The sequence below is a fragment of the Sphingomonas sp. DC4900 genome, from assembly GCF_049896485.1.
Classification (GTDB): domain Bacteria; phylum Pseudomonadota; class Alphaproteobacteria; order Sphingomonadales; family Sphingomonadaceae; genus Sphingomonas; species Sphingomonas aquatilis.
The window spans coordinates 88,643-106,184 of the sequence record NZ_JAFCUK010000005.1 but is presented as its reverse complement, the minus strand read 5'-3'; the positions used below and the strand labels follow the sequence as shown (position 1 = coordinate 106,184).

Genomic DNA, 17,542 nt, shown 5'->3' with positions numbered 1-17,542 from the left:
ATCCTCCTATTATCTGTACGTCGACCGTCCTGCCCCTGGATCGGTCAACCGTCGTATTGCAGCATGATGGTCGCGAGCGGTGGCAGTGTCACCCATGCCGCGCCGTCCTTCGCGTCGACGCCCCCCATATTGCCGAGGCCGGAGCCCCAATAATGGTGCGCGTCGGAATTGATGATCTCGCGCCAGCGCCCGTCGTGCGGCAGCGGCACGCGATAGGGCGCGCGCGCGACCGGCGTCAGGTTGGCGATCACCGCCACCGGCTTCTCGCCCGGCGCCTTGCGCAGCCAGGCGAAGACCGAATTGGCGGCATCGTCGCCGATCAGCCATTCGAAGCCCTCGCCCTCGCAGTCGCGTGCATGCAGCGCGGGCGTTTCGCGGTACAGGCGGTTGAGGTCGCGGACCAGATTGCGAATCCCCTCGTGCGACGACGAACAGCGCAAATGCCAGTCGAGCGCCCGATCCTCGCTCCATTCCTGCCGCTGCGCGAACTCCTGGCCCATGAATAGCAGCTTCTTGCCGGGATAGCCCCACATGAAGGCGTAATAGGCGCGCAGGTTCGCGAATTGCTGCCAATCGTCTCCGGCCATCTTGGCGAGCAGCGACCCTTTGCCGTGGACGACCTCGTCATGGCTGAGCGGGAGCACGAAATTCTCGTCGAAGGCATAGACGAGGCCGAAGGTGATCTCGCCATGGTGATGCCGCCGGTGGATCGGTTCGCGGGCGAAATACTGGAGCGTGTCGTGCATCCAGCCCATGTTCCACTTGAGCCCGAAGCCCAGGTTGGTGCGCGGCCCGTCGTCGAAGGCGGGGGTGGAGACGCCGGGCCAGCTGGTTGATTCCTCGGCGACGGTGAACACGCCGTCGCGCTTGCCGTACACCGCGCGGTTCATGTCGCGCAGGAAATGCACGGCCTCCCAGTTCTCGCGGCCACCCTCGTCGTTGGGGATCCATTCCCCTGCCTTGCGGCTGTAGTCGCGGTACAGCATCGAGGCGACGGCATCCACGCGCAGCCCGTCGACGTGATAGCGCTCGGTCCAGAACAAAGCGTTGTTGATCAGGAAGCTGCGCACCTCGCGCCGCCCGAAATTGTAGATCGCGGTATTCCAGTCGGGGTGGAAGCCCAGACGAGGGTCTTCGTGTTCGTATAGCGCGGTGCCGTCGAACCGGGCGAGACCGTGGACGTCGACGGGGAAGTGCGCGGGCACCCAATCGAGCAGCACGCCGATCCCCGCCCGGTGCGCACCATCGACGAAGCGCGCGAAGCCGTCCGGATCGCCGAAGCGCGCGGAGGGCGCGTATAATCCGGTGGTCTGGTAACCCCATGACGGATCATAGGGGTGTTCGCTGATCGGCATGAATTCGATATGGGTGAAGCCCATGTCGACGACATAGGGGATCAGGCGGTCGGCGAGCGCGTCCCACGACAGATACCAGCCGTTTTCGTCGCGGTCCCAGCTGCCGGCATGGACCTCGTAGATGCTCATCGGCACGCGGCGGGGATCGAGCTTCGACCAGCTGTCGCGATGCGCGGCGTCGCCCCAGTTATGCGCGGAAGGCGCGGTGGTGATCGACGCGGTCTTCGGGCGCAGTTCGGACTGGAAGGCGAAGGGGTCCGCCTTCAGCGGTTGCAGCGTGCCGTCCGGGCCGAGGATCGCGAACTTGTAGCTGCGGCCCGCACCGATATCGGGCAGGAAAATTTCCCAAACGCCGATGTCGGCGCGGCGGCGCATCACGTGGCGGGTGTCATTCCAGTCGTTGAAGTCGCCGACCACTGACACGCGCTGTGCATTGGGGGCCCAGACGGCAAAGTGCATGCCGCTCGCGCCCTGATGCTCGATCAGATGCGCGCCCATCTTGTCGTACAGGCGGAAATGCGACCCTTCCGCGATCAGATAATCGTCGGTGGGGCCGAGCACCGGGCCGAAACTGTACGGGTCCGTCACCCACCATTCGGCGCCATAGCCTTGCGCGCGATACTTCACCGGCTGCGGGCCGCCGTCGATCGCGCCTTCGAACAAGCCGGCGGCGTCGACACGGTTCACGCGGCCGAGCGACGTGCCCGAAAGGTCATACGCTTCGGCCGTTTCCGCGCCGGGAATCAGTGCGCGCGCGAACGTCCCGTTCGGACCGGCGAAGACACCCAGCAGCGAAAAGGGATCGTCGTGGCGCCCGGCGAGCAGGGCAGCGATGGCGCCACGCGGCGGCTTCACATCACGTTCCAGACGTCGCGCGCATATTCACCGATCGTGCGATCCGACGAGAACCAGCCCATATTGGCGACGTTGAGCACGGCCGATCGGCCCCATGCCGCGGGATCGCTCCAGCGCGCATCGACCATGCGTTGGGCGGCGGCATAGCCGTCGAAGTCGGCGGCCAGCATGAACCAGTCGTGATCGCGAATGCCGTCCATCAGTCCCCCGTAACGATTTGGATCGTCCGGAGAAAACACCCCAGAGGCGATTGCGTTCACCGCCTGCGCCAATTCGCGCGACGCACCGATCGCGTCCGTACCGCGATAGCCGCTGGCGCGCTTCTCGGCGACCTCTTCTGCGGTCAGGCCGAAAATGAAGATATTGTTCGCGCCGACATGGTCGCGGATCTCGATATTCGCGCCGTCCAGCGTGCCGATCGTCAGCGCGCCGTTCAGCGCGAACTTCATGTTGCCGGTGCCGGATGCCTCCATGCCCGCGGTCGAAATCTGTTCGGACAGGTCGGCCGCCGGGATGATACGTTCGGCGAGGCTGACGTTGTAATTGGGGACGAAGGCGACCTTCAACAGATCGCCGACCGCGGGATCGGCGTTGATCCGCTTGGCGACGTCGTTCGCCAGTTTGATGATCAGCTTGGCGTTGTGGTAGCTCGACGCCGCCTTGCCGGCGAACAGCTTGACGCGCGGCGTCCAGTCGCGCTCGGGATGGCTGCGGATTTGATCGTATAGCGCGACCGTCTCGACGATGCCGAGCAGCTGGCGCTTATATTCGTGGATGCGCTTGATCTGCACGTCGAAGATCGCATCGGGATCGAGCTTCAGCTCCATCGTGTCATGCAGATACTGGCTGAGCGCGACCTTGTTCGCGCGCTTCACCGCGGCGAAGCGGTCGCGGAAGCCCGCATCGTCGGCGAAGGGCGCGAGCGCGGTCAGCGCCTGCGCATCGTCGCGGAAGCCGTCGCCGATCGCGCTTTCGATCAGATCGGTGAGCCCGGGATTGCACTGCTGCAGCCAGCGGCGCGGGGTGATGCCGTTCGTCTTGTTGTTGATCCGATCGGGATAGAGACGGTGGAGGTCAGCGAAGACCGTCTTCTTCATCAGATCGGTGTGCAGCGCTGCCACGCCATTGACGCTGTGGCTGCCCGCAAAGGCAAGGTTCGCCATGCGGACGCGGCGCTCGCCGCCTTCGTCGATCAGGCTGATCGCGGCGATCGCGCGATCGTCGGCACCGCTTTCGCGCGCCTCGCGCAGCAGTTTGGCATTGATCGCATAGACCAATTGCATGTGCCGCGGCAGCAGCCGTTCGAACAGCGGTAGTGGCCAGCTTTCCAGCGCTTCGGGCAGCAGCGTGTGGTTGGTGTAGCCGAACGTCCGTCGCGTGATGTCCCACGCCTCGTCGAAGGTCAGGCCGTGGAAATCTTTCAGCAGCCGCATCAGTTCGGCGACCGACACCGCGGGGTGCGTGTCGTTGAGCTGGATCGCCGCCTTGTCCGGCAGCGTGCGGATATCGCCGAAATATTGGACGTGGCGCCGGACGATGTCCTGGATCGAGGCGGACGAGAAGAAATATTCCTGTCGCAGCCGCAGCTCCTGGCCCGCAGGCGTGCTGTCATTGGGATAGAGGACGCGGGTCAGCGTTTCGGCGCGGAGCTGCCCGGCGAGCGCGCCTTCGAAATCGCCGGCGTTGAACTGGTCGAGCTTGATCGGATCGAACGCGCGGGCGTTCCACAGCCGCAGCGTGTTGACGCGCTTGCCGCGCCAGCCGACCATCGGCGTGTCGAAGGCGACCGCCTCCACCGCTTCGGCGGGCGACCAGTGACTGCGGCCGTCGGCCAGCGTCGTCACCTCACCGCCGAAACCGACGAAATAGGCGCTTTCCCGCCGCTCAAACTCCCACGGATTGCCGTGGGCGAGCCAGGTTTCGGGCAGCTCGACCTGCCAGCCGTCGTCCAGCCGCTGGCGGAACATGCCGTTCACGTAGCGGATGCCATAGCCATAGGCCGGCAGGTCAAGGCTCGCGAGGCTCTCCATGAAACACGCAGCCAGCCGCCCGAGGCCGCCGTTGCCGAGCGCCGCGTCCGGCTCGATCTCTTCGATCACCGCAAGGTCGACCCCGAGCGAGGCCAGTGCCTGCGCGACCTCCTCGTTATGCCGCAGGTTCGACAGTGCGTCGCGCAGCAACCGCCCGATCAGGAATTCGAGGCTGAGATAATAGACCCGCTTTGCGCCCGCCGCATGCGCCTCCTTGGTCGAGCGCATCCAGCGTTCGATGATCTCGTTCCGCAGCGTGAAGATCGTCGCCGCGAGCCAATCGTGCGGGCGGGCGGCCTGCCGGTCCTTGCCGATCCGATGGACGAGGGTGTCCACGATCTCGCTGGCGAGATCGGGGGCGAGCGCATGGGTCTGCGCAGGGGTCGGTGCGGCAGCTGGTTCGGTCACGATCGATCCGGGGAAGAAGAGGGATACGCTGCCGTAACTAAACGATAGGTGCCGGCGAAAGTCACCCTCTAAATGGCCGAAGTGGCATCACAGCATGCCGACCAGCAGCGTGAGGTTGAGCCCGATGATGATCGCCGCGATCAGCCAGGCGAGCAGACGCAACCAACGCGGGCTGACGAAGCGGCCCATGACGCGCGACTGCCCGGTAAACAGAACCAGCGGCACGACGGCGAAGGGCAGTTGCAGGCTGAGGATGACCTGGCTCAGCACCAGCAGCCGGGTCGCACCACCGTCGCCGCTCGCGCCGACGACGATCACCGCCGGCACGATCGCGAGCAGGCGCGTGACGAGGCGGCGCAGCCAGACGGGCAGGCGGAGCTGCAGGAAGCCCTCCATCACGATCTGCCCGGCGAGCGTGCCGGTGACGGTGGAGTTCTGGCCCGAGGCCAGCAGCGCGATACCGAATACGACGCTCGCCGCGCCGACGCCCATCATCGGGGCGAGCAGGCGATAGGCCTCATCGATCTCGGCGACTTCGGTGCGGCCCGCGGTGTGGAATACCGCCGCCGCCGTCACGAGGATGGCGGCGTTGATGAAGAAGGCGAGGCCCAGCGCGATCGTGCCGTCGATCGTCGCCATCCGCGCCGCCTCGGCCTTTCCCGCGTCGGTGGGTTCGAAGTCGCGGGTCTGGACGATCGAGGAATGGAGGTAGAGGTTGTGCGGCATCACCGTCGCGCCGAGGATCCCGATCGCGAGGTACAATTTGGCTGGATCGGTGACGATACCGGGGCTGGGGACGAGGCCCGCGAGCATCGCGCCGACGTCTGGCTTTGCATGGAACAGCTCAAACGCGAAGCAGCCCGCGATGATGACGAGCAGCGCGATGATGAACGCCTCGATCTTGCGGAAGCCATAGCGTTGCAGCGCCAGGATCAGGAAGACGTCGAGCGCGGTGAGGATCACGCCCCAGACCAGCGGGATACCGAACAGCAGCTTCAGCGCGATCGCCGTGCCCAGCACTTCGGCCAGGTCGCAGGCGATGATCGCGACCTCCGCCAGCGCCCACAGCGCGAACGACACCGGCCGGCTGTAATAGGCCCGGCAGGCCTGTGCGAGGTCGAGGCCGGAGGCGACGCCCAGTCGTGCCGAGAGCGCCTGCAACACGATCGCCATCAGGTTCGACAGCAGAATGACCGACAGCAAGGTGTAACCGAAGGCCGACCCGCCGGCGATGTCGGTCGCCCAATTGCCGGGGTCCATATAACCGACGGCGACGAGGAAGCCCGGCCCCATGAAGGCCGCCAGCCGCCGCCAGCCCGACCCACCGGTCGGCACCGAGACGCTGCGATGGCTGCCGATCAGTGAGGGTGCGGGCGAGGTGGCGGGGGGCGTCATCCCCGCGGTCTGTGCGGCAAGCGCGTCACGACCGCAAGTGTCGCACGCGACGCGAAAAACTTCGTTGCGCGCTCGGCTGGTGGTCGGGTCAGACGGCCTTGATGGTGAGGTAGACCAAGGTCTGGGTCAGCAGCATATAGGCGATCTCGCCGAACGACATCGGCCCGGCGACATCCGCGGTGCGTTTGCCCGCAAGACCCGCATAATTGTAGTTGAGGATGCAGTTGCAGGCGAAGGCCAGCGTGTCATGCCGTTCGCCGAGCTGCTCAGCGAACAGCGTCTCATAATCCCCGATCGGCTTGGCGAAGCGATAGGTGATGTGGGGGAACACTGGCGCGAAAAACGTGACGTGGCCGGTGTCCGCCGCGATGCTGGCCGTCGCGACGTTGATCATCGCGCCGTTATAGTCGGCGACGAGCGGCAACCGCGTATCGATGCCATGGTCCGCGATATAATCGACCAGCCGCGTGCGTACGCCATCGACGTGAACATGTTCGACAGTGAAACCGGTATCGGCGCCATCGTCGTTTCCGAAGGTCAGTGCGGGGCCGTCGCCGGGTTCGAAGAGGTTGACGATGTCGACGTCGGCATAATGGCTGTCGGGCAGCGCGACGTGCATGACCACGGCGTCCGTGCCGGAGATCTGCCCGGTCGCGCCGTCGAAGACCTTGGGACTATCGGTGTCGAGACGATCAAGCGCGGCCCCCGTGACCCAGCCGACCAGCGGGCGGCGGAACACCCCGGGCCATTCGCCGCTGCGCAGCGCAAACGCCTGATGCGCTGGGCTCTGCGACGGCAGCAGGATGACGGTAAAGCCGTTGTCGGGACCTCCGTCCGCCAGGGTCGACAGCGCATCGGCCGGCAGCAGGTGTTGCGCGTGAACGGCCGCCATGTCTGGCAGGCGTTGCACGAAAATACGGTCGCGATCGAACGTGCCGCCGGCTTCATGCGTCATGAAATAAGGGATGGTGCCGCCGATCCACCGGCCTTGCGGCAGCGCAGCGAGCAGCTGCTCCTCGCCGGCCAGCAGCAGGGCATCGCCAGCGGCGATCATCGCGCCGACCTCGTCAACGCTGTAGAGCGAACGGTCGGCGGCAGGCTGATCCAGGCTAATGGTCATCGCGCGCTCGCCTCTGCGATGGTGGCATAATCAGGGGCCGCGAACCGGGCATTGTCGCGGAAGAAGGTGCGCAGTTCGGCAACGATGTCCGCCTTGTCGGCGGTTCCGTCGCGATAGGCATGCGTGAGTCGGATCATCAGAATCCGAAGGGCCAGGCAGCGATAGGTCGGCTTGATCTCGCCCGACAGCAGCCGATGCCACAAGGGATCGGAGGCTGGTGCGATATCGACTGTCGTTGTCATCAAGCCTCCTCTCGCGCAGCGTGCCTCTTCTGACGACGATACACTGATCTGTGTTAATCAGATGTAATCGCACGATCTTATTCGGAAGCGAGCGCCTTTACACCGGAGCGGCGTCGACGTCCGGCCCGGCGCCGTAATGGTGCCAGGTGAAGATCGCGAGCGCCCCGCGATGCGGCCGCCATGCCTCGGCAAGCGCGCGGACCTGCTTTTCGGTCGGGCGGGCGTCATGACCTAGCAGACGGCCGACTTCGATCTGCACGGCGAGGTCGCCGGCAGGCCAGATGTCGGGCCTTCCTTCGGCAAAGAGGAGATAGATTTCGGCCGACCAGCGTCCGATCCCCTTCACGCGGACGAGCTGCGCGATCGCCTCTTCGTCATCCTCGGGTAGCGCGTCGAGGTTCAGGCGACCGCTCGTCACCTCCTCGGCCAGGCTGCGCGCATACCCCGCCTTCTGGCGCGAAAGCCCCGCCGCACGCAGCGTCTCGTCGCTGGCCGCCAGGATGGTATGCGGATCGCCCGGATCGCCCACCAAGGATTCGAGCTTGCGATAGACGGCGTTCGCCGATGCGACGCTCACCTGCTGGCCGATGATCGTGCGCAGCAACGTGATGTAGCCGCGCGCGCGCAGCCGCGGTGGCGGATAGCCGACGCGGGCGAGCCCGGCGGCAAAGGCGGGTTCGGCGGCAGCGAGGGCGTCCATACTCGCGCGGATTTGCTCGGCGCTCAGGCCCATGCTTGATCCTGGGGCGGTGGCGAGGCATGGCCCGCGGCAACTCTAGGGGAGATTATCATGCCCAAGCTTATCGTCGTCACGCGCGAGGGGGAAGAACGCGAAATCAACGGCGAGGCCGGTTTGTCGGTGATGGAAGTCATCCGCGACGCCGGCATCGACGAACTGCTGGCGCTGTGCGGCGGCTGCTGCAGCTGCGCGACCTGCCACGTTCATGTCGACCCGGCCTTCGCCGACCAATTGCCCGCGATGAGCCCGGACGAGGACGATCTGCTCGATTCGAGCGACGAGCGCAACGCCACCTCGCGCCTGTCGTGCCAGCTGCCGTTCACCGATGCGCTCGACGGCCTGAAGGTGACGATCGCCGGCGAGGATTGAGGGGCCCGGCATCCTAATGTCGTCATTCCCGCCTGCGCGGGAATGACGATGTTCACATGGCCTTATCGCGCCGCTACCGCATACAATGCGATCGCCGCGGCGTTCGAGACGTTCAGGCTTTCCACCTTGTCGCTGATCGGCAGCTTGGCGAGTTCGTCGCAATGCGCCTCGGTATTCTGGCGCATGCCTTCGCCTTCCGCGCCGAGCACGATGCAGATGCGCTGCGTGCCCATCGCATCGGCCAGCGTCTGATCGGCGTGGCCAGTCAGGCCGATGCGCCAGAAGCCGGCTTCGGCGATCTCTTCCAATGCGCGTGCCAGATTGACGACGCGGCACCACGGCACCGTTTCCAGCGCACCCGAGGCCGAGCGCGCGACCGTGCCGCTTTCGGGCGGTGCGTGCCGGTCCTGCGTGACGATTCCGAGTGCGTCGAACGCTGCTGCTGAGCGCAGGATCGCGCCGACATTGTGCGGGTCGGTCACCTGGTCGAGCACGATCAGCGGGCGGTTGTCGTCCTTGCCCTCCATCAGCAGGTCGGCCAGCCACATCTCCTCGAGCGGTTCGACCTCAGCGACGAGGCCCTGGTGCGGCGCGTCCGATGGCACCAGCCGGCCGAGGTCCGCGGCGTCGGCGTAGACGACCGGCATCGCGGGCGGCAGGTCGAGCGACGACAGCGCCTCGCGCGTGCCCCAGATTTTGCGCACGGTGCGGTTGGGGTTGGCGAGCGCCGCCGTCACCGGGTGACGACCCCAGAATTTGGGGCGATTGGCGGTGCCCGTCGACGGGCGATGGCCGCGGCGCGCCATCAGCGCAGGCCGCCGGACACGGAGGGGAAGGGGGCGTAAGTCATCGCCGGCCTGCTAGGCCGCGACGGCGGAGCACGCAAGCTGTGCAGCTTATGCACAGTTTTGTGGGCAAAGCGGCGTTGACAGGCGCGTCGCCCCACGCCAATAGGCCGCCTCGCTTCGGCGAAGCTCCCATCTGGACAGGTGGCCGAGTGGTTAAAGGCAGCAGACTGTAAATCTGCCCGTGCAAGCGTACGCTGGTTCGAATCCAGCCCTGTCCACCATCCTTCCCGACGCAGGGAAGGCCGATCCGCACCGCCGGATCGTTCCTCACCAACATAGCGACATCGTTCTTGAGCGGATGCCCGCGCGCAAGCGGCGCACGCGGGAAAGAGACTTATCTAGTTGAATCTACGGGCGTAACGACTGGAACGCTGGTTGCTACGTCGGGTTGGTGCCCCTCTTCTCGAGGGAGCTGAGGATGACCTATCCACGCGACGATGCGCCACCGACGACGTCCAAACATGGCGATGCCGCCGATGCTGCAACCGAATCGCTCATCGATGCCAAGGGCTCGTCCGCGATCGCAACGGCGGTGACGATCAATCGGCCGGTGGCCGAGGTCTATGCCTACTTCCGCGACTTCGCGAACCTGCCGAGCTTCATGGAGAATGTCATCTCGATCGAGGTGACGGACGATAAGACCTCGCATTGGACCGTGAAGGCGCCCGCCGGCGCCACGGTGTCGTGGGACGCGCGGATCACGCAGGAAGAACCGGATCGGCTGATCGCCTGGACGTCCGAGCCCGGTGCCGATGTGCCCAACTCGGGCCGGGTCACGTTCCGCGATGCGGGCCCGCGCGGGACGGTCGTCACCGCGACGATCGCTTACGATCCGCCCGGCGGGGTGATCGGCAAGGTCATCGCCAAGATGTTCCAGCGCGAACCCGCGATCCAGGCGCGTCGCGACCTGGCGCGCTTCAAGCAGCTGATGGAGGCGGGCGAGATCGCCACGCCGGCCATGACGCTCAAGCAATTCGAGGAGATGGGGCTGTGAAAGCGCTCGCATGGCACGGCAAGCATGACGTCCGCATGGATACGGTCGACGATCCCGAAATCGTCAACCCGCGCGATTGCATCATCAAGGTAACCTCCACCGCAATCTGCGGATCGGATCTGCACCTGTACGACGGCTATATTCCGACGATGAAGGCCGGCGATGTCCTGGGCCATGAGTTCATGGGCGAGGTGGTGGAGGTCGGCTCGAAGTCGACGCTGAAAAAGGGGCAGCGCGTCGTCGTGCCCTTCACCATCGCCTGCGGCAGCTGCTTCCATTGCGGCAAACACCAATATTCCGCCTGTCCCAACGGCCTGCCCGCCGACAATCAGGATATCGCGCGCGAGCTGTACGGGCATGAAATGTCGGCGCTGTTCGGTTACAGCCACATGACCGGCGGCTATGCGGGCGGCCAGGCCGAGTATGTCCGCGTGCCGTTCAGCGATGTCGGACCGATCGTGATCCCGGACGGGGTGGAGGACGACAAGGTGTTGTTCCTTAGCGACATCCTGCCGACCGGCTGGCAGGCTGCGGAATATGCCCAGATCGAACCCGGCGACACGGTTGCCGTGTGGGGCTGCGGCCCGGTCGGGCTGTTCGCCGTCCAGTCGGCGTTCCTGATGGGGGCCGAGCGCGTCATCGCCATCGATCATTTCCCCCGCCGCCTCGACCTCGCCAAGCGCTTCGGCGCGGAGACGATCAATTTCGAGGACAGTGCGACCTATGACGCGCTGATGGAGATGACCGGTGGCATCGGCCCCGATGCGGTGATCGACGCGGTGGGGCTGGAGGCGCACGGAATGTTCGTCGACAACGTCATCGACCAGATCAAGGCATCGACCTTCCTCGGCACCGATCGGCCGCATTCGATCCGCCAGGCGATCATCGCCTGTCGCAAGGGCGGACGCGTGTCGATGCCGGCGGTGTACGGCGGCTTCGTCGACAAGTTTCCGCTCGGCGCGTTCATGGAAAAGGGGCTGACGCTGAAGACCGGCCAGACCCACGTTCAGCATTACATGCCCGCACTCCTGAATGCGATCCTGGAGGGCAAGATCGACACCGAATTCCTGATCTCTCACCGCATGCCGCTGATGGACGCGCCCAAGGGCTACAAGATGTTCAAGGACCAGCAGAACGAGACGACGAAGATCGTGCTGAAGCCCGGCATGACGGCCACCTCATAAGGAACGCGACATCATGGCACATCCCTTTGCGATCATTACCGGCGCCTCGACCGGCATCGGCTTCGAACTCGCCACGTTGGCGGCTAAAAACGGCTATGACATTCTGGTCGTCGCGGACGAACCGTTGATCGAGGCGGCGGCGGAAGACTTTCGCCAGTTCGGCACCGAAGTACGATCCGTCGAGGCAGACCTGTCGACCCTGCAGGGTGTCGATGAACTGCTCAAGGCTGCGGAGGGGCGGTCCGTCGACTTGCTGTGCGCCAATGCCGGGCGGGGACTTGGTCACGCCTTCCTCGATCAGCGCGTCGAAGATTGGCGCCGCGTGGTCGACACCAACATCGTCGGCACGAGCTATCTGTTGCAAAAGGTGCTGGCCGACATGGTCGCGCGTAACGCGGGCAAGGTGCTGGTGACCGGCTCGATCGCAGGCTACATCCCCGGCGCGTTCCAGGCGGTTTACAACGGCACCAAGGCCTTCGTGGACAGCTTCGTCGCCGCGATCCAGAACGAGATCAAGGATGCGGACGGCGTCACGCTCACCAACCTGATGCCGGGCCCCGTCGACACCGAGTTCTTCGCGCGTGGCGATATGCTGGACACGTCGGTCGGCAGCGATCCGAAGAAGAGCGACCCCGCCGACGTCGCCCGCGATGGCTGGGACGCGCTGATGGCCGGCAAGGCACAGGTCGTGTCCGGTTGGAAAAACAAGATTCAGTCGGCCGTCGCGAACGTCACGCCGAACGCCGTACTCGCGGAGCGCCACCGCGCCATGGCCGAGCCGGGAACGGCGAAGGACTGAACGACGAACGCTCGCGCCCATTATGCCGGAGCGCACCCGGCATAATGGGCGGCGCCTGGGGAGGGATGGAGCGGGTAACGGGAATCGAACCCGTGTATTCAGCTTGGAAGGCTGCTGCACTACCATTGTGCTATACCCGCATGACGCTGGCAGCGGAGCCTGAGGCCCGGCGATCGTCGCGTGGGGGCCTATCTATCGTCGCCCTTCGTGCGGTGCAAGCGGCAGCGTGGTTCATGGCTTGATTACCGTTCGCACGGTAGAAGCGGGCCATGTCCGTCGACCCTGTACCAAGCTGCGTGTCCTTGCACGATCATCGCCCGCCGTCAGCGGTCAGCCATGGCGTGGGGCTCGCGGGCCTTGCGGGCTTGGGCGCGTGGCTGGTCTTCGCGGGCAGCATCGGCATGGACGGGCCCTATGCGGCGTTGGTCGCGCTGGTCGCCTGCGCAGCGCCGATGATTTTGTGGTCGCTGGTCGTCGACAAGGTGCATCGCCATGCGACGACGGGGGTCGACTGGGGCAGTCCGCGGCCGTTCGCCGAGACGCGGGAGATCAGCCTGACCAAGCTTGCCGGCCTGTTCGCGACCTGGGCGGCGATCGGCATCATGTATGGCATGGGGCGCTTTTACTGGGAGGGCAATTTCGCCTTTGCCATGTGGTGCTTCAGCTGGGGCATGCCGATCGTCGCACTGCTGGCGGTGCCCTATGTCCTGTGGCTGGATCGCTATCTGGAGCAGCCGCGTGACGGCAGCTGGCATGTCGGCGCGTGGCTGACCGGGCAGGCGGGCGTCGAGCGCGAGGCGATCTGGGGGCATATGCGCAGCTGGGGAGTGAAGGCGTTCTTCCTGGCCTTCATGCTGGCGGTGGTGCCGGGCAATTACGGCAGCTTCATCCGCAGCGATCTGACGCGGCTGAGCGATCCGGTGATGCTGGCGAGCTGGCTGATCGCGCTGATGTTCGTGATCGACGTCAGCTTCGCGACCGTCGGCTATGTGCTGACATTGCGGCCGCTCGATTCGCATATCCGCAGCGCCAATCCGTTTGCGGCGGCATGGACCGCGGCGCTGATCTGCTATCCGCCGTTCATCATGATGGAGACCGGCGGACCGCTGGATTATCATCCGGGGACGCAGGAGTGGAGCAGCTGGTTCGCCGGACACCCGGCGCTGCTGTGGCTATGGGGCGCGGTGCTCGTCGCCCTGACCGCAGTCTATGCCTGGGCGACCGTGGCGTTCGGCCTGCGCTTTTCCAACCTCACGCATCGCGGCATCCTGACCCATGGGCCCTATGCCTGGTCGCGGCATCCGGCCTATCTGTCGAAGAACCTGTTCTGGTGGCTGTCGACGCTGCCGCTGTTGACGACGGGTTCGTTGGTCGATGCGATCCGGGCGACGCTGCTGATGGGCGTGGTGAGCGGCGTCTATTATTGGCGGGCGAAGACCGAGGAACGGCATCTGGGTCTCGACCCGACCTATCGCGCGTACAGTGACTGGATGGGGCGGCATGGCGCCGTGCCGCGGTTCGTCCGCTGGCTGGTCGGCGCGCCTGCACCGGCGCCGGCCGAGGCGCCTCAGGTGGCGGGATGATCCTTCACCCATAAGGCATCGATCCGCGCCTGGTTGCCGCCGGTTTCGCGCAGGCGCAGATCGATCAGTTCGACCACGCGGCCGCGTAGCGGGCGGCCGTGCGTTTCCCACACGAGATCGTAGACCGCCTGTCGCGTCGTCGGCTGATCGTCGGTGAGATAGGTGTAGCGGATCAGCACGGGCAGCCGCCCGCTCTGCGCGTCGGGGCCGCCATCGGTCGCCTTGCGCAGCGCCTTTTCGAACCAGCGCGATTCGATCGTCTGGTCGACGGCATCCTGCGGGCCGACGTCGAGCGCGGTCGGGAAGGTGACGCGGACGTCGCCCAACGGATGCGTCTCCGTCTTGGCGAGGACGATCTGGCTCTTGTCCTTCGACGGTGTGCCGCGCAGCACGAAACGGGTCTTGTCACGGGTCGCGCTTGCCGCTTCGACCGCTTTGTCGGCAGCGGCGTCGCGGCGTTCCTGCCAATTGTTGTACAGCGTCAGCGCGGCGATGATGACGCCGGCGACGGCGACCACCTCCGCCAGCGTGATCCAGCGGCGGCGCGTCTGCGCCTGATCGGGCGTTTCGCTGCTGCCGCCGGTGCCGCTCATCGGCCGCCGGCCTCCAGCAGGCGTTCGGGCGCCGCCAGTTCCCAACTGTGGGCGATGCGATCCTCGATCAGCGTCCAGTCGGGGTCGCCGCGCAGCGTCATGCCGATCCACGGTTCGGGGCCGAGATCGTCGGCGGGTTCATAGGCGTCGGGATCGCTTTCCAGCGCGTCGGCCTGTTCCTCGGCATCGGCGGTGCGGACACACACCGTCTCGTCGTCGGTCAGCTGTGCGAAGGGGACGTCATCGACGACGAACACGGGGAGGCCGCCCTCGTCGCGTTCTTCCGCCTCGGGCAATAGCAGGGCGATCGCGCGGACGCGGTCGATCGGGGTAGACGCGTCGGTCAATTCGGGGGTCATCGGCTGGCGAACTCCTTGAGCACCTGCGGATACAGGCGATGTTCGGCGACCAGAACGCGCGCGGCGAGCGTATCGGGTGTGTCGCCGGCAAAAATCGGCACCTCGGCCTGGCCGAGCAGGGCGCCAGCGTCCAGTTCCTCGGTGACGATATGGACCGAGCAACCGCCGACCGCATCGCCAGCGTCGATCGCCCGCGCGTGCGTGTCGAGGCCCTTGTACTTGGGCAGCAGCGAAGGGTGGATGTTGACGATGCGGTCACGCCACCGCGCGACGAAGTCGTTCGACAACAGCCGCATATAGCCGGCGAGCGCAACGATCTCGCACCCTGCCTCGCGCAGCGCGGCGTCGACCTGTTCCTCATAGGCCGCCTTGCCGATCCCCTTGGGCGACAGCGCGAAGGTCTTGAGACCCCGCTCGCGCGCCCAGGCGAGGCCCGCGGCATCCGGCTTGTCGGAAGCGACGAGGCCGACCGGTACGCCCGATTCGACCAAAGCCATCATGTTCGAACCGCGGCCCGAGATCAGGATGCCGACGGTCTTCATCGCCTGATCAGCCATGGGTGTGCGTAGCGGTCCAGTCGGCGCGCGCGCTCCAGGTTTCGGTGCTGCCGCACACGGTGCAGCCGCGCGGACCGGCGTCGATGTGGCCGATCGTGTGGACGGTTTCGCCCGCCGCGGTCAGCGCTGCGGCGACCGCTTCCGCCTGATCCGCCGCGACGACGACCGCCATGCCGATGCCACAGTTGAAGGTGCGCGCCATTTCCTCGGGCTCGATCGCGCCCTGCGCCTGCAGGAACGCCATGAGGCGCGGCTGCTCCCAGGCATCGGCGTCGACCACGGCATGCGTGCCGTCGGGCAGGACGCGCGGAATGTTCTCGAGCAGGCCACCGCCCGTGATGTGGGCGAGGCCTTTGATCCGGCGCTCGCGAAGAAGCGGCAGCAGCGATGCGACATAGATGCGCGTCGGCGCCATCAGCGTGTCGATCAGCAGTCGGTCGGCGTCGAACAGCGCCGGGCGATCGAGCTTCCAGGCGCGATCCGCGGCGAGGCGGCGGACCAGCGAGAAGCCGTTCGAATGCACGCCCGACGAGGCGAGGCCGAGGATGACGTCACCCGCGGCGATCGTCTGCCCGGTCAGCACGGCATCGCGCTCGACCGCGCCGACGCAGAAGCCGGCAAGATCGTAATCGCCCTCAGCATACATGCCGGGCATTTCGGCGGTTTCGCCACCGATCAGTGCGCAGCCGGCCTGGCGGCAGCCCTCCGCGATCGAGGCGACGACGCGTTCGGCGATGCCGTTGTCGAGCTTCGCGGTGGCGTAATAATCGAGGAAGAACAGAGGTTCTGCGCCCTGTACGATCAGGTCGTTGGCGCACATCGCGACGAGATCTACGCCGACGCCTTCATGCCGATCCCATTCGATCGCGAGCTTCAGCTTGGTGCCAACGCCGTCGTTCGCCGCGACCAGCAGCGGATCGGTGAAGCCCGCCGCGCGCAGATCGAACATGCCGCCGAAGCCGCCAAGGTCGGCGTCGGCGCCCGGCCGCCGCGTCGCCTTGGCCAGCGGCCCGATCGCGCGGACCAGCGCGTTGCCCGCGGCAATCGATACGCCGGCGTCGGCATAGGTGTAGGACTGGTCGGCGGGGGAGGATGGCTCGGTGCTCATCCGGCCAGCCTGCTACGATCTGTCCGGCGCGGTGGCAATGCCGAACCGGCGCCGGGTGCGAGGGCGGGCGATTCGGGTGGGGCGGACGGGACGAGATCGCCGAAATTTGCGCGCGGAAGTGGACGAAGTGGACGACACGTATCGTTCGAAACGCCCATCCCGCCTGCCCCCGCGTCGCGATGGGGGAGGTGGGCGCCGGTCGAGCACATGATGAGGATGTAGGGGGTAATCGGCGTGTAGGACAGGGGGGTGTGACGGCTGAAGTTCGTTCAGACGCGCCACCGGGCTTCCGATCAGCGCAGAGTGGGGGTGTACATAATTCGCCCGACCGGGTGTCCGTCGCCGTTCCCAAGCGGAGAGGACTGAAACACCCGTACAGGCCGTTGACCCTGAGGGGTCGCCAACATAGCTTTTCCGATGCGACGCAGCATAACGAGGACGCTATGGCCAACTCCGCTAAGGCGACGGTTGAGGAGTTCTTCCGCCGGAACGCATCCGGTGATCCTCCTGAGCATATTGCGGAATTGGTACGCGAGGATGTCGATTGGTACGTGGCGGGCGACGTCGACGTCGTCCCATGGATCGGGCGCAAGCAAGGTCGTGCTGGCGTAGCGGACTTTTATCGTGAACTTCGTCAACAGGTTATAGCCGAGAAATTCGAGATTACGGATACGCTGGCCAACGAAAACAGGGTCGTTGTGCTTGGTGAGCTGGCCTCGCGAGTGAGGCATACCGGGAAACTCATACAGACGGAATTCGCCTTCGACTTTACGGTCGAGGACGGTCAGATCGTTCGCTTCCGGCTGTTTGAAGATAGTCACGCCGTAGCGTTGGCCGCTGTGTAAGATCGACGATCATTCACACCTGATTTCGAAACCCAAAATTCGCGAGCGTCATTCCCGTTTTGCGATCGTTCTGGGGAGAAGCAGGCTGGCAGGCACGCCCCGACCGCCACTCTGCGTCTCCCCCACGGTGCCGCCCGATCACATCCCGCTTGGCTTACC

At 65.7% G+C, this 17,542-nt stretch carries 17 protein-coding genes and 2 tRNA genes; 7 read left to right on the top strand and 12 right to left on the bottom strand.

Going from position 1 to position 17,542, the window contains the following annotated elements; genetic code table 11:
- Positions 1-44 precede the first annotated feature (44 nt).
- From glgB to ACP690_RS08190, 6 genes are all read right to left on the bottom strand, one after another.
- Complete coding sequence (gene glgB, locus ACP690_RS08215) at positions 45-2,210, bottom strand: 1,4-alpha-glucan branching protein GlgB (RefSeq protein WP_426260763.1); 2,166 nt, start codon at positions 2,208-2,210, stop codon at positions 45-47.
- The gene (locus ACP690_RS08210; protein ID WP_426260762.1) at positions 2,207-4,648 is read right to left on the bottom strand and encodes a glycogen/starch/alpha-glucan phosphorylase; all 2,442 of its coding nucleotides are present in this window, start codon (positions 4,646-4,648) and stop codon (positions 2,207-2,209) included. The genes glgB and ACP690_RS08210 overlap by 4 nt, the downstream gene beginning before the upstream one ends.
- Before the next feature lie 87 nt (positions 4,649-4,735).
- Positions 4,736-6,043, bottom strand: coding sequence for an Nramp family divalent metal transporter (locus ACP690_RS08205; protein WP_426260761.1), 1,308 nt, complete (start codon positions 6,041-6,043; stop codon positions 4,736-4,738).
- An 88-nt stretch (positions 6,044-6,131) separates the two neighbouring features.
- Positions 6,132-7,163, bottom strand: a complete 1,032-nt coding sequence (locus tag ACP690_RS08200; protein ID WP_426260760.1) for a DUF6976 family protein — start codon at positions 7,161-7,163, stop codon at positions 6,132-6,134.
- Positions 7,160-7,405, bottom strand: a complete 246-nt coding sequence (locus ACP690_RS08195) for a hypothetical protein (RefSeq protein WP_426254719.1) — start codon at positions 7,403-7,405, stop codon at positions 7,160-7,162. Before ACP690_RS08195 ends, ACP690_RS08200 begins: the two co-directional genes overlap by 4 nt.
- A 97-nt stretch (positions 7,406-7,502) precedes the next feature.
- Entirely contained in the window at positions 7,503-8,138 is a 636-nt protein-coding gene (locus tag ACP690_RS08190) for a DNA-3-methyladenine glycosylase family protein (RefSeq protein WP_426254718.1), read from the bottom strand.
- 57 nt (positions 8,139-8,195) lie between these two features.
- Between ACP690_RS08190 and ACP690_RS08185 the strand changes: the two genes are divergently transcribed.
- On the top strand, positions 8,196-8,513 hold the full coding sequence (locus tag ACP690_RS08185) for a 2Fe-2S iron-sulfur cluster-binding protein (protein WP_043059391.1): 318 nt from the start codon (positions 8,196-8,198) through the stop codon (positions 8,511-8,513).
- A gap of 62 nt (positions 8,514-8,575) precedes the next feature.
- Here the strand turns inward: ACP690_RS08185 and rlmB are convergent, their stop codons facing one another.
- Positions 8,576-9,319, bottom strand: coding sequence for a 23S rRNA (guanosine(2251)-2'-O)-methyltransferase RlmB (rlmB, locus tag ACP690_RS08180; protein WP_426254717.1), 744 nt, complete (start codon positions 9,317-9,319; stop codon positions 8,576-8,578).
- A gap of 177 nt (positions 9,320-9,496) precedes the next feature.
- Here rlmB and ACP690_RS08175 point away from each other — a divergent pair.
- From ACP690_RS08175 to ACP690_RS08160, 4 genes are all read left to right on the top strand, one after another.
- Positions 9,497-9,582 (top strand) — tRNA-Tyr (locus tag ACP690_RS08175).
- Positions 9,583-9,779: 197 nt separating this feature from the next.
- Positions 9,780-10,355 (top strand): SRPBCC family protein, encoded by a 576-nt coding sequence (locus tag ACP690_RS08170; RefSeq protein WP_147035614.1) that lies wholly within the window; start codon positions 9,780-9,782, stop codon positions 10,353-10,355.
- Positions 10,352-11,539, top strand: a complete 1,188-nt coding sequence (locus ACP690_RS08165; RefSeq protein ID WP_426260759.1) for a zinc-dependent alcohol dehydrogenase — start codon at positions 10,352-10,354, stop codon at positions 11,537-11,539. The genes ACP690_RS08170 and ACP690_RS08165 overlap by 4 nt, the downstream gene beginning before the upstream one ends.
- Before the next feature lie 13 nt (positions 11,540-11,552).
- Positions 11,553-12,338 (top strand): SDR family NAD(P)-dependent oxidoreductase, encoded by a 786-nt coding sequence (locus tag ACP690_RS08160; protein WP_426260758.1) that lies wholly within the window; start codon positions 11,553-11,555, stop codon positions 12,336-12,338.
- Positions 12,339-12,404: 66 nt separating this feature from the next.
- Here ACP690_RS08160 and ACP690_RS08155 read toward each other — a convergent pair.
- A tRNA-Gly gene (locus ACP690_RS08155) sits at positions 12,405-12,478 on the bottom strand.
- Between the two features lie 225 nt (positions 12,479-12,703).
- Here ACP690_RS08155 and ACP690_RS08150 point away from each other — a divergent pair.
- Positions 12,704-13,921 carry a methyltransferase family protein gene (locus ACP690_RS08150; RefSeq protein ID WP_426260839.1) on the top strand — a complete coding sequence of 406 codons (1,218 nt, stop codon included), beginning with the start codon at positions 12,704-12,706 and terminating at the stop codon, positions 13,919-13,921.
- Here ACP690_RS08150 and ACP690_RS08145 read toward each other — a convergent pair.
- The 4 genes from ACP690_RS08145 to purM are packed head-to-tail and all read right to left on the bottom strand — an operon-like array spanning position 13,906 to position 16,538.
- Positions 13,906-14,514, bottom strand: coding sequence for a hypothetical protein (locus tag ACP690_RS08145; RefSeq protein ID WP_426260757.1), 609 nt, complete (start codon positions 14,512-14,514; stop codon positions 13,906-13,908). The two genes, ACP690_RS08150 and ACP690_RS08145, sit on opposite strands and share 16 nt — an antisense overlap.
- On the bottom strand, positions 14,511-14,873 hold the full coding sequence (locus ACP690_RS08140; RefSeq protein WP_426260756.1) for an MmcQ/YjbR family DNA-binding protein: 363 nt from the start codon (positions 14,871-14,873) through the stop codon (positions 14,511-14,513). Before ACP690_RS08140 ends, ACP690_RS08145 begins: the two co-directional genes overlap by 4 nt.
- Complete coding sequence (purN, locus tag ACP690_RS08135) at positions 14,870-15,415, bottom strand: phosphoribosylglycinamide formyltransferase (protein ID WP_426260838.1); 546 nt, start codon at positions 15,413-15,415, stop codon at positions 14,870-14,872. Before purN ends, ACP690_RS08140 begins: the two co-directional genes overlap by 4 nt.
- A gap of 7 nt (positions 15,416-15,422) precedes the next feature.
- Positions 15,423-16,538, bottom strand: coding sequence for a phosphoribosylformylglycinamidine cyclo-ligase (purM, locus tag ACP690_RS08130; protein ID WP_426260755.1), 1,116 nt, complete (start codon positions 16,536-16,538; stop codon positions 15,423-15,425).
- 443 nt (positions 16,539-16,981) lie between these two features.
- Between purM and ACP690_RS08125 the strand changes: the two genes are divergently transcribed.
- Positions 16,982-17,383, top strand: coding sequence for a nuclear transport factor 2 family protein (locus tag ACP690_RS08125; RefSeq protein ID WP_426260754.1), 402 nt, complete (start codon positions 16,982-16,984; stop codon positions 17,381-17,383).
- The last annotated feature ends 159 nt before the right edge of the window (positions 17,384-17,542 follow it).

Coding starts and splice junctions, on each gene's coding strand:
- ACP690_RS08205 (WP_426260761.1), bottom strand. CDS start 6,043: ATGACGCCCCCCGCCACCTCGCCCGCACCCTCACTGATCGGCAGCCAT.
- ACP690_RS08200 (WP_426260760.1), bottom strand. CDS start 7,163: ATGACCATTAGCCTGGATCAGCCTGCCGCCGACCGTTCGCTCTACAGC.
- ACP690_RS08195 (WP_426254719.1), bottom strand. CDS start 7,405: ATGACAACGACAGTCGATATCGCACCAGCCTCCGATCCCTTGTGGCAT.
- ACP690_RS08190 (WP_426254718.1), bottom strand. CDS start 8,138: ATGGGCCTGAGCGCCGAGCAAATCCGCGCGAGTATGGACGCCCTCGCT.
- ACP690_RS08185 (WP_043059391.1), top strand. CDS start 8,196: ATGCCCAAGCTTATCGTCGTCACGCGCGAGGGGGAAGAACGCGAAATC.
- rlmB (WP_426254717.1), bottom strand. CDS start 9,319: ATGGCGCGCCGCGGCCATCGCCCGTCGACGGGCACCGCCAATCGCCCC.
- ACP690_RS08170 (WP_147035614.1), top strand. CDS start 9,780: ATGACCTATCCACGCGACGATGCGCCACCGACGACGTCCAAACATGGC.
- ACP690_RS08160 (WP_426260758.1), top strand. CDS start 11,553: ATGGCACATCCCTTTGCGATCATTACCGGCGCCTCGACCGGCATCGGC.
- ACP690_RS08145 (WP_426260757.1), bottom strand. CDS start 14,514: ATGAGCGGCACCGGCGGCAGCAGCGAAACGCCCGATCAGGCGCAGACG.
- ACP690_RS08140 (WP_426260756.1), bottom strand. CDS start 14,873: ATGACCCCCGAATTGACCGACGCGTCTACCCCGATCGACCGCGTCCGC.
- purN (WP_426260838.1), bottom strand. CDS start 15,415: ATGAAGACCGTCGGCATCCTGATCTCGGGCCGCGGTTCGAACATGATG.
- purM (WP_426260755.1), bottom strand. CDS start 16,538: ATGAGCACCGAGCCATCCTCCCCCGCCGACCAGTCCTACACCTATGCC.
- ACP690_RS08125 (WP_426260754.1), top strand. CDS start 16,982: ATGGCCAACTCCGCTAAGGCGACGGTTGAGGAGTTCTTCCGCCGGAAC.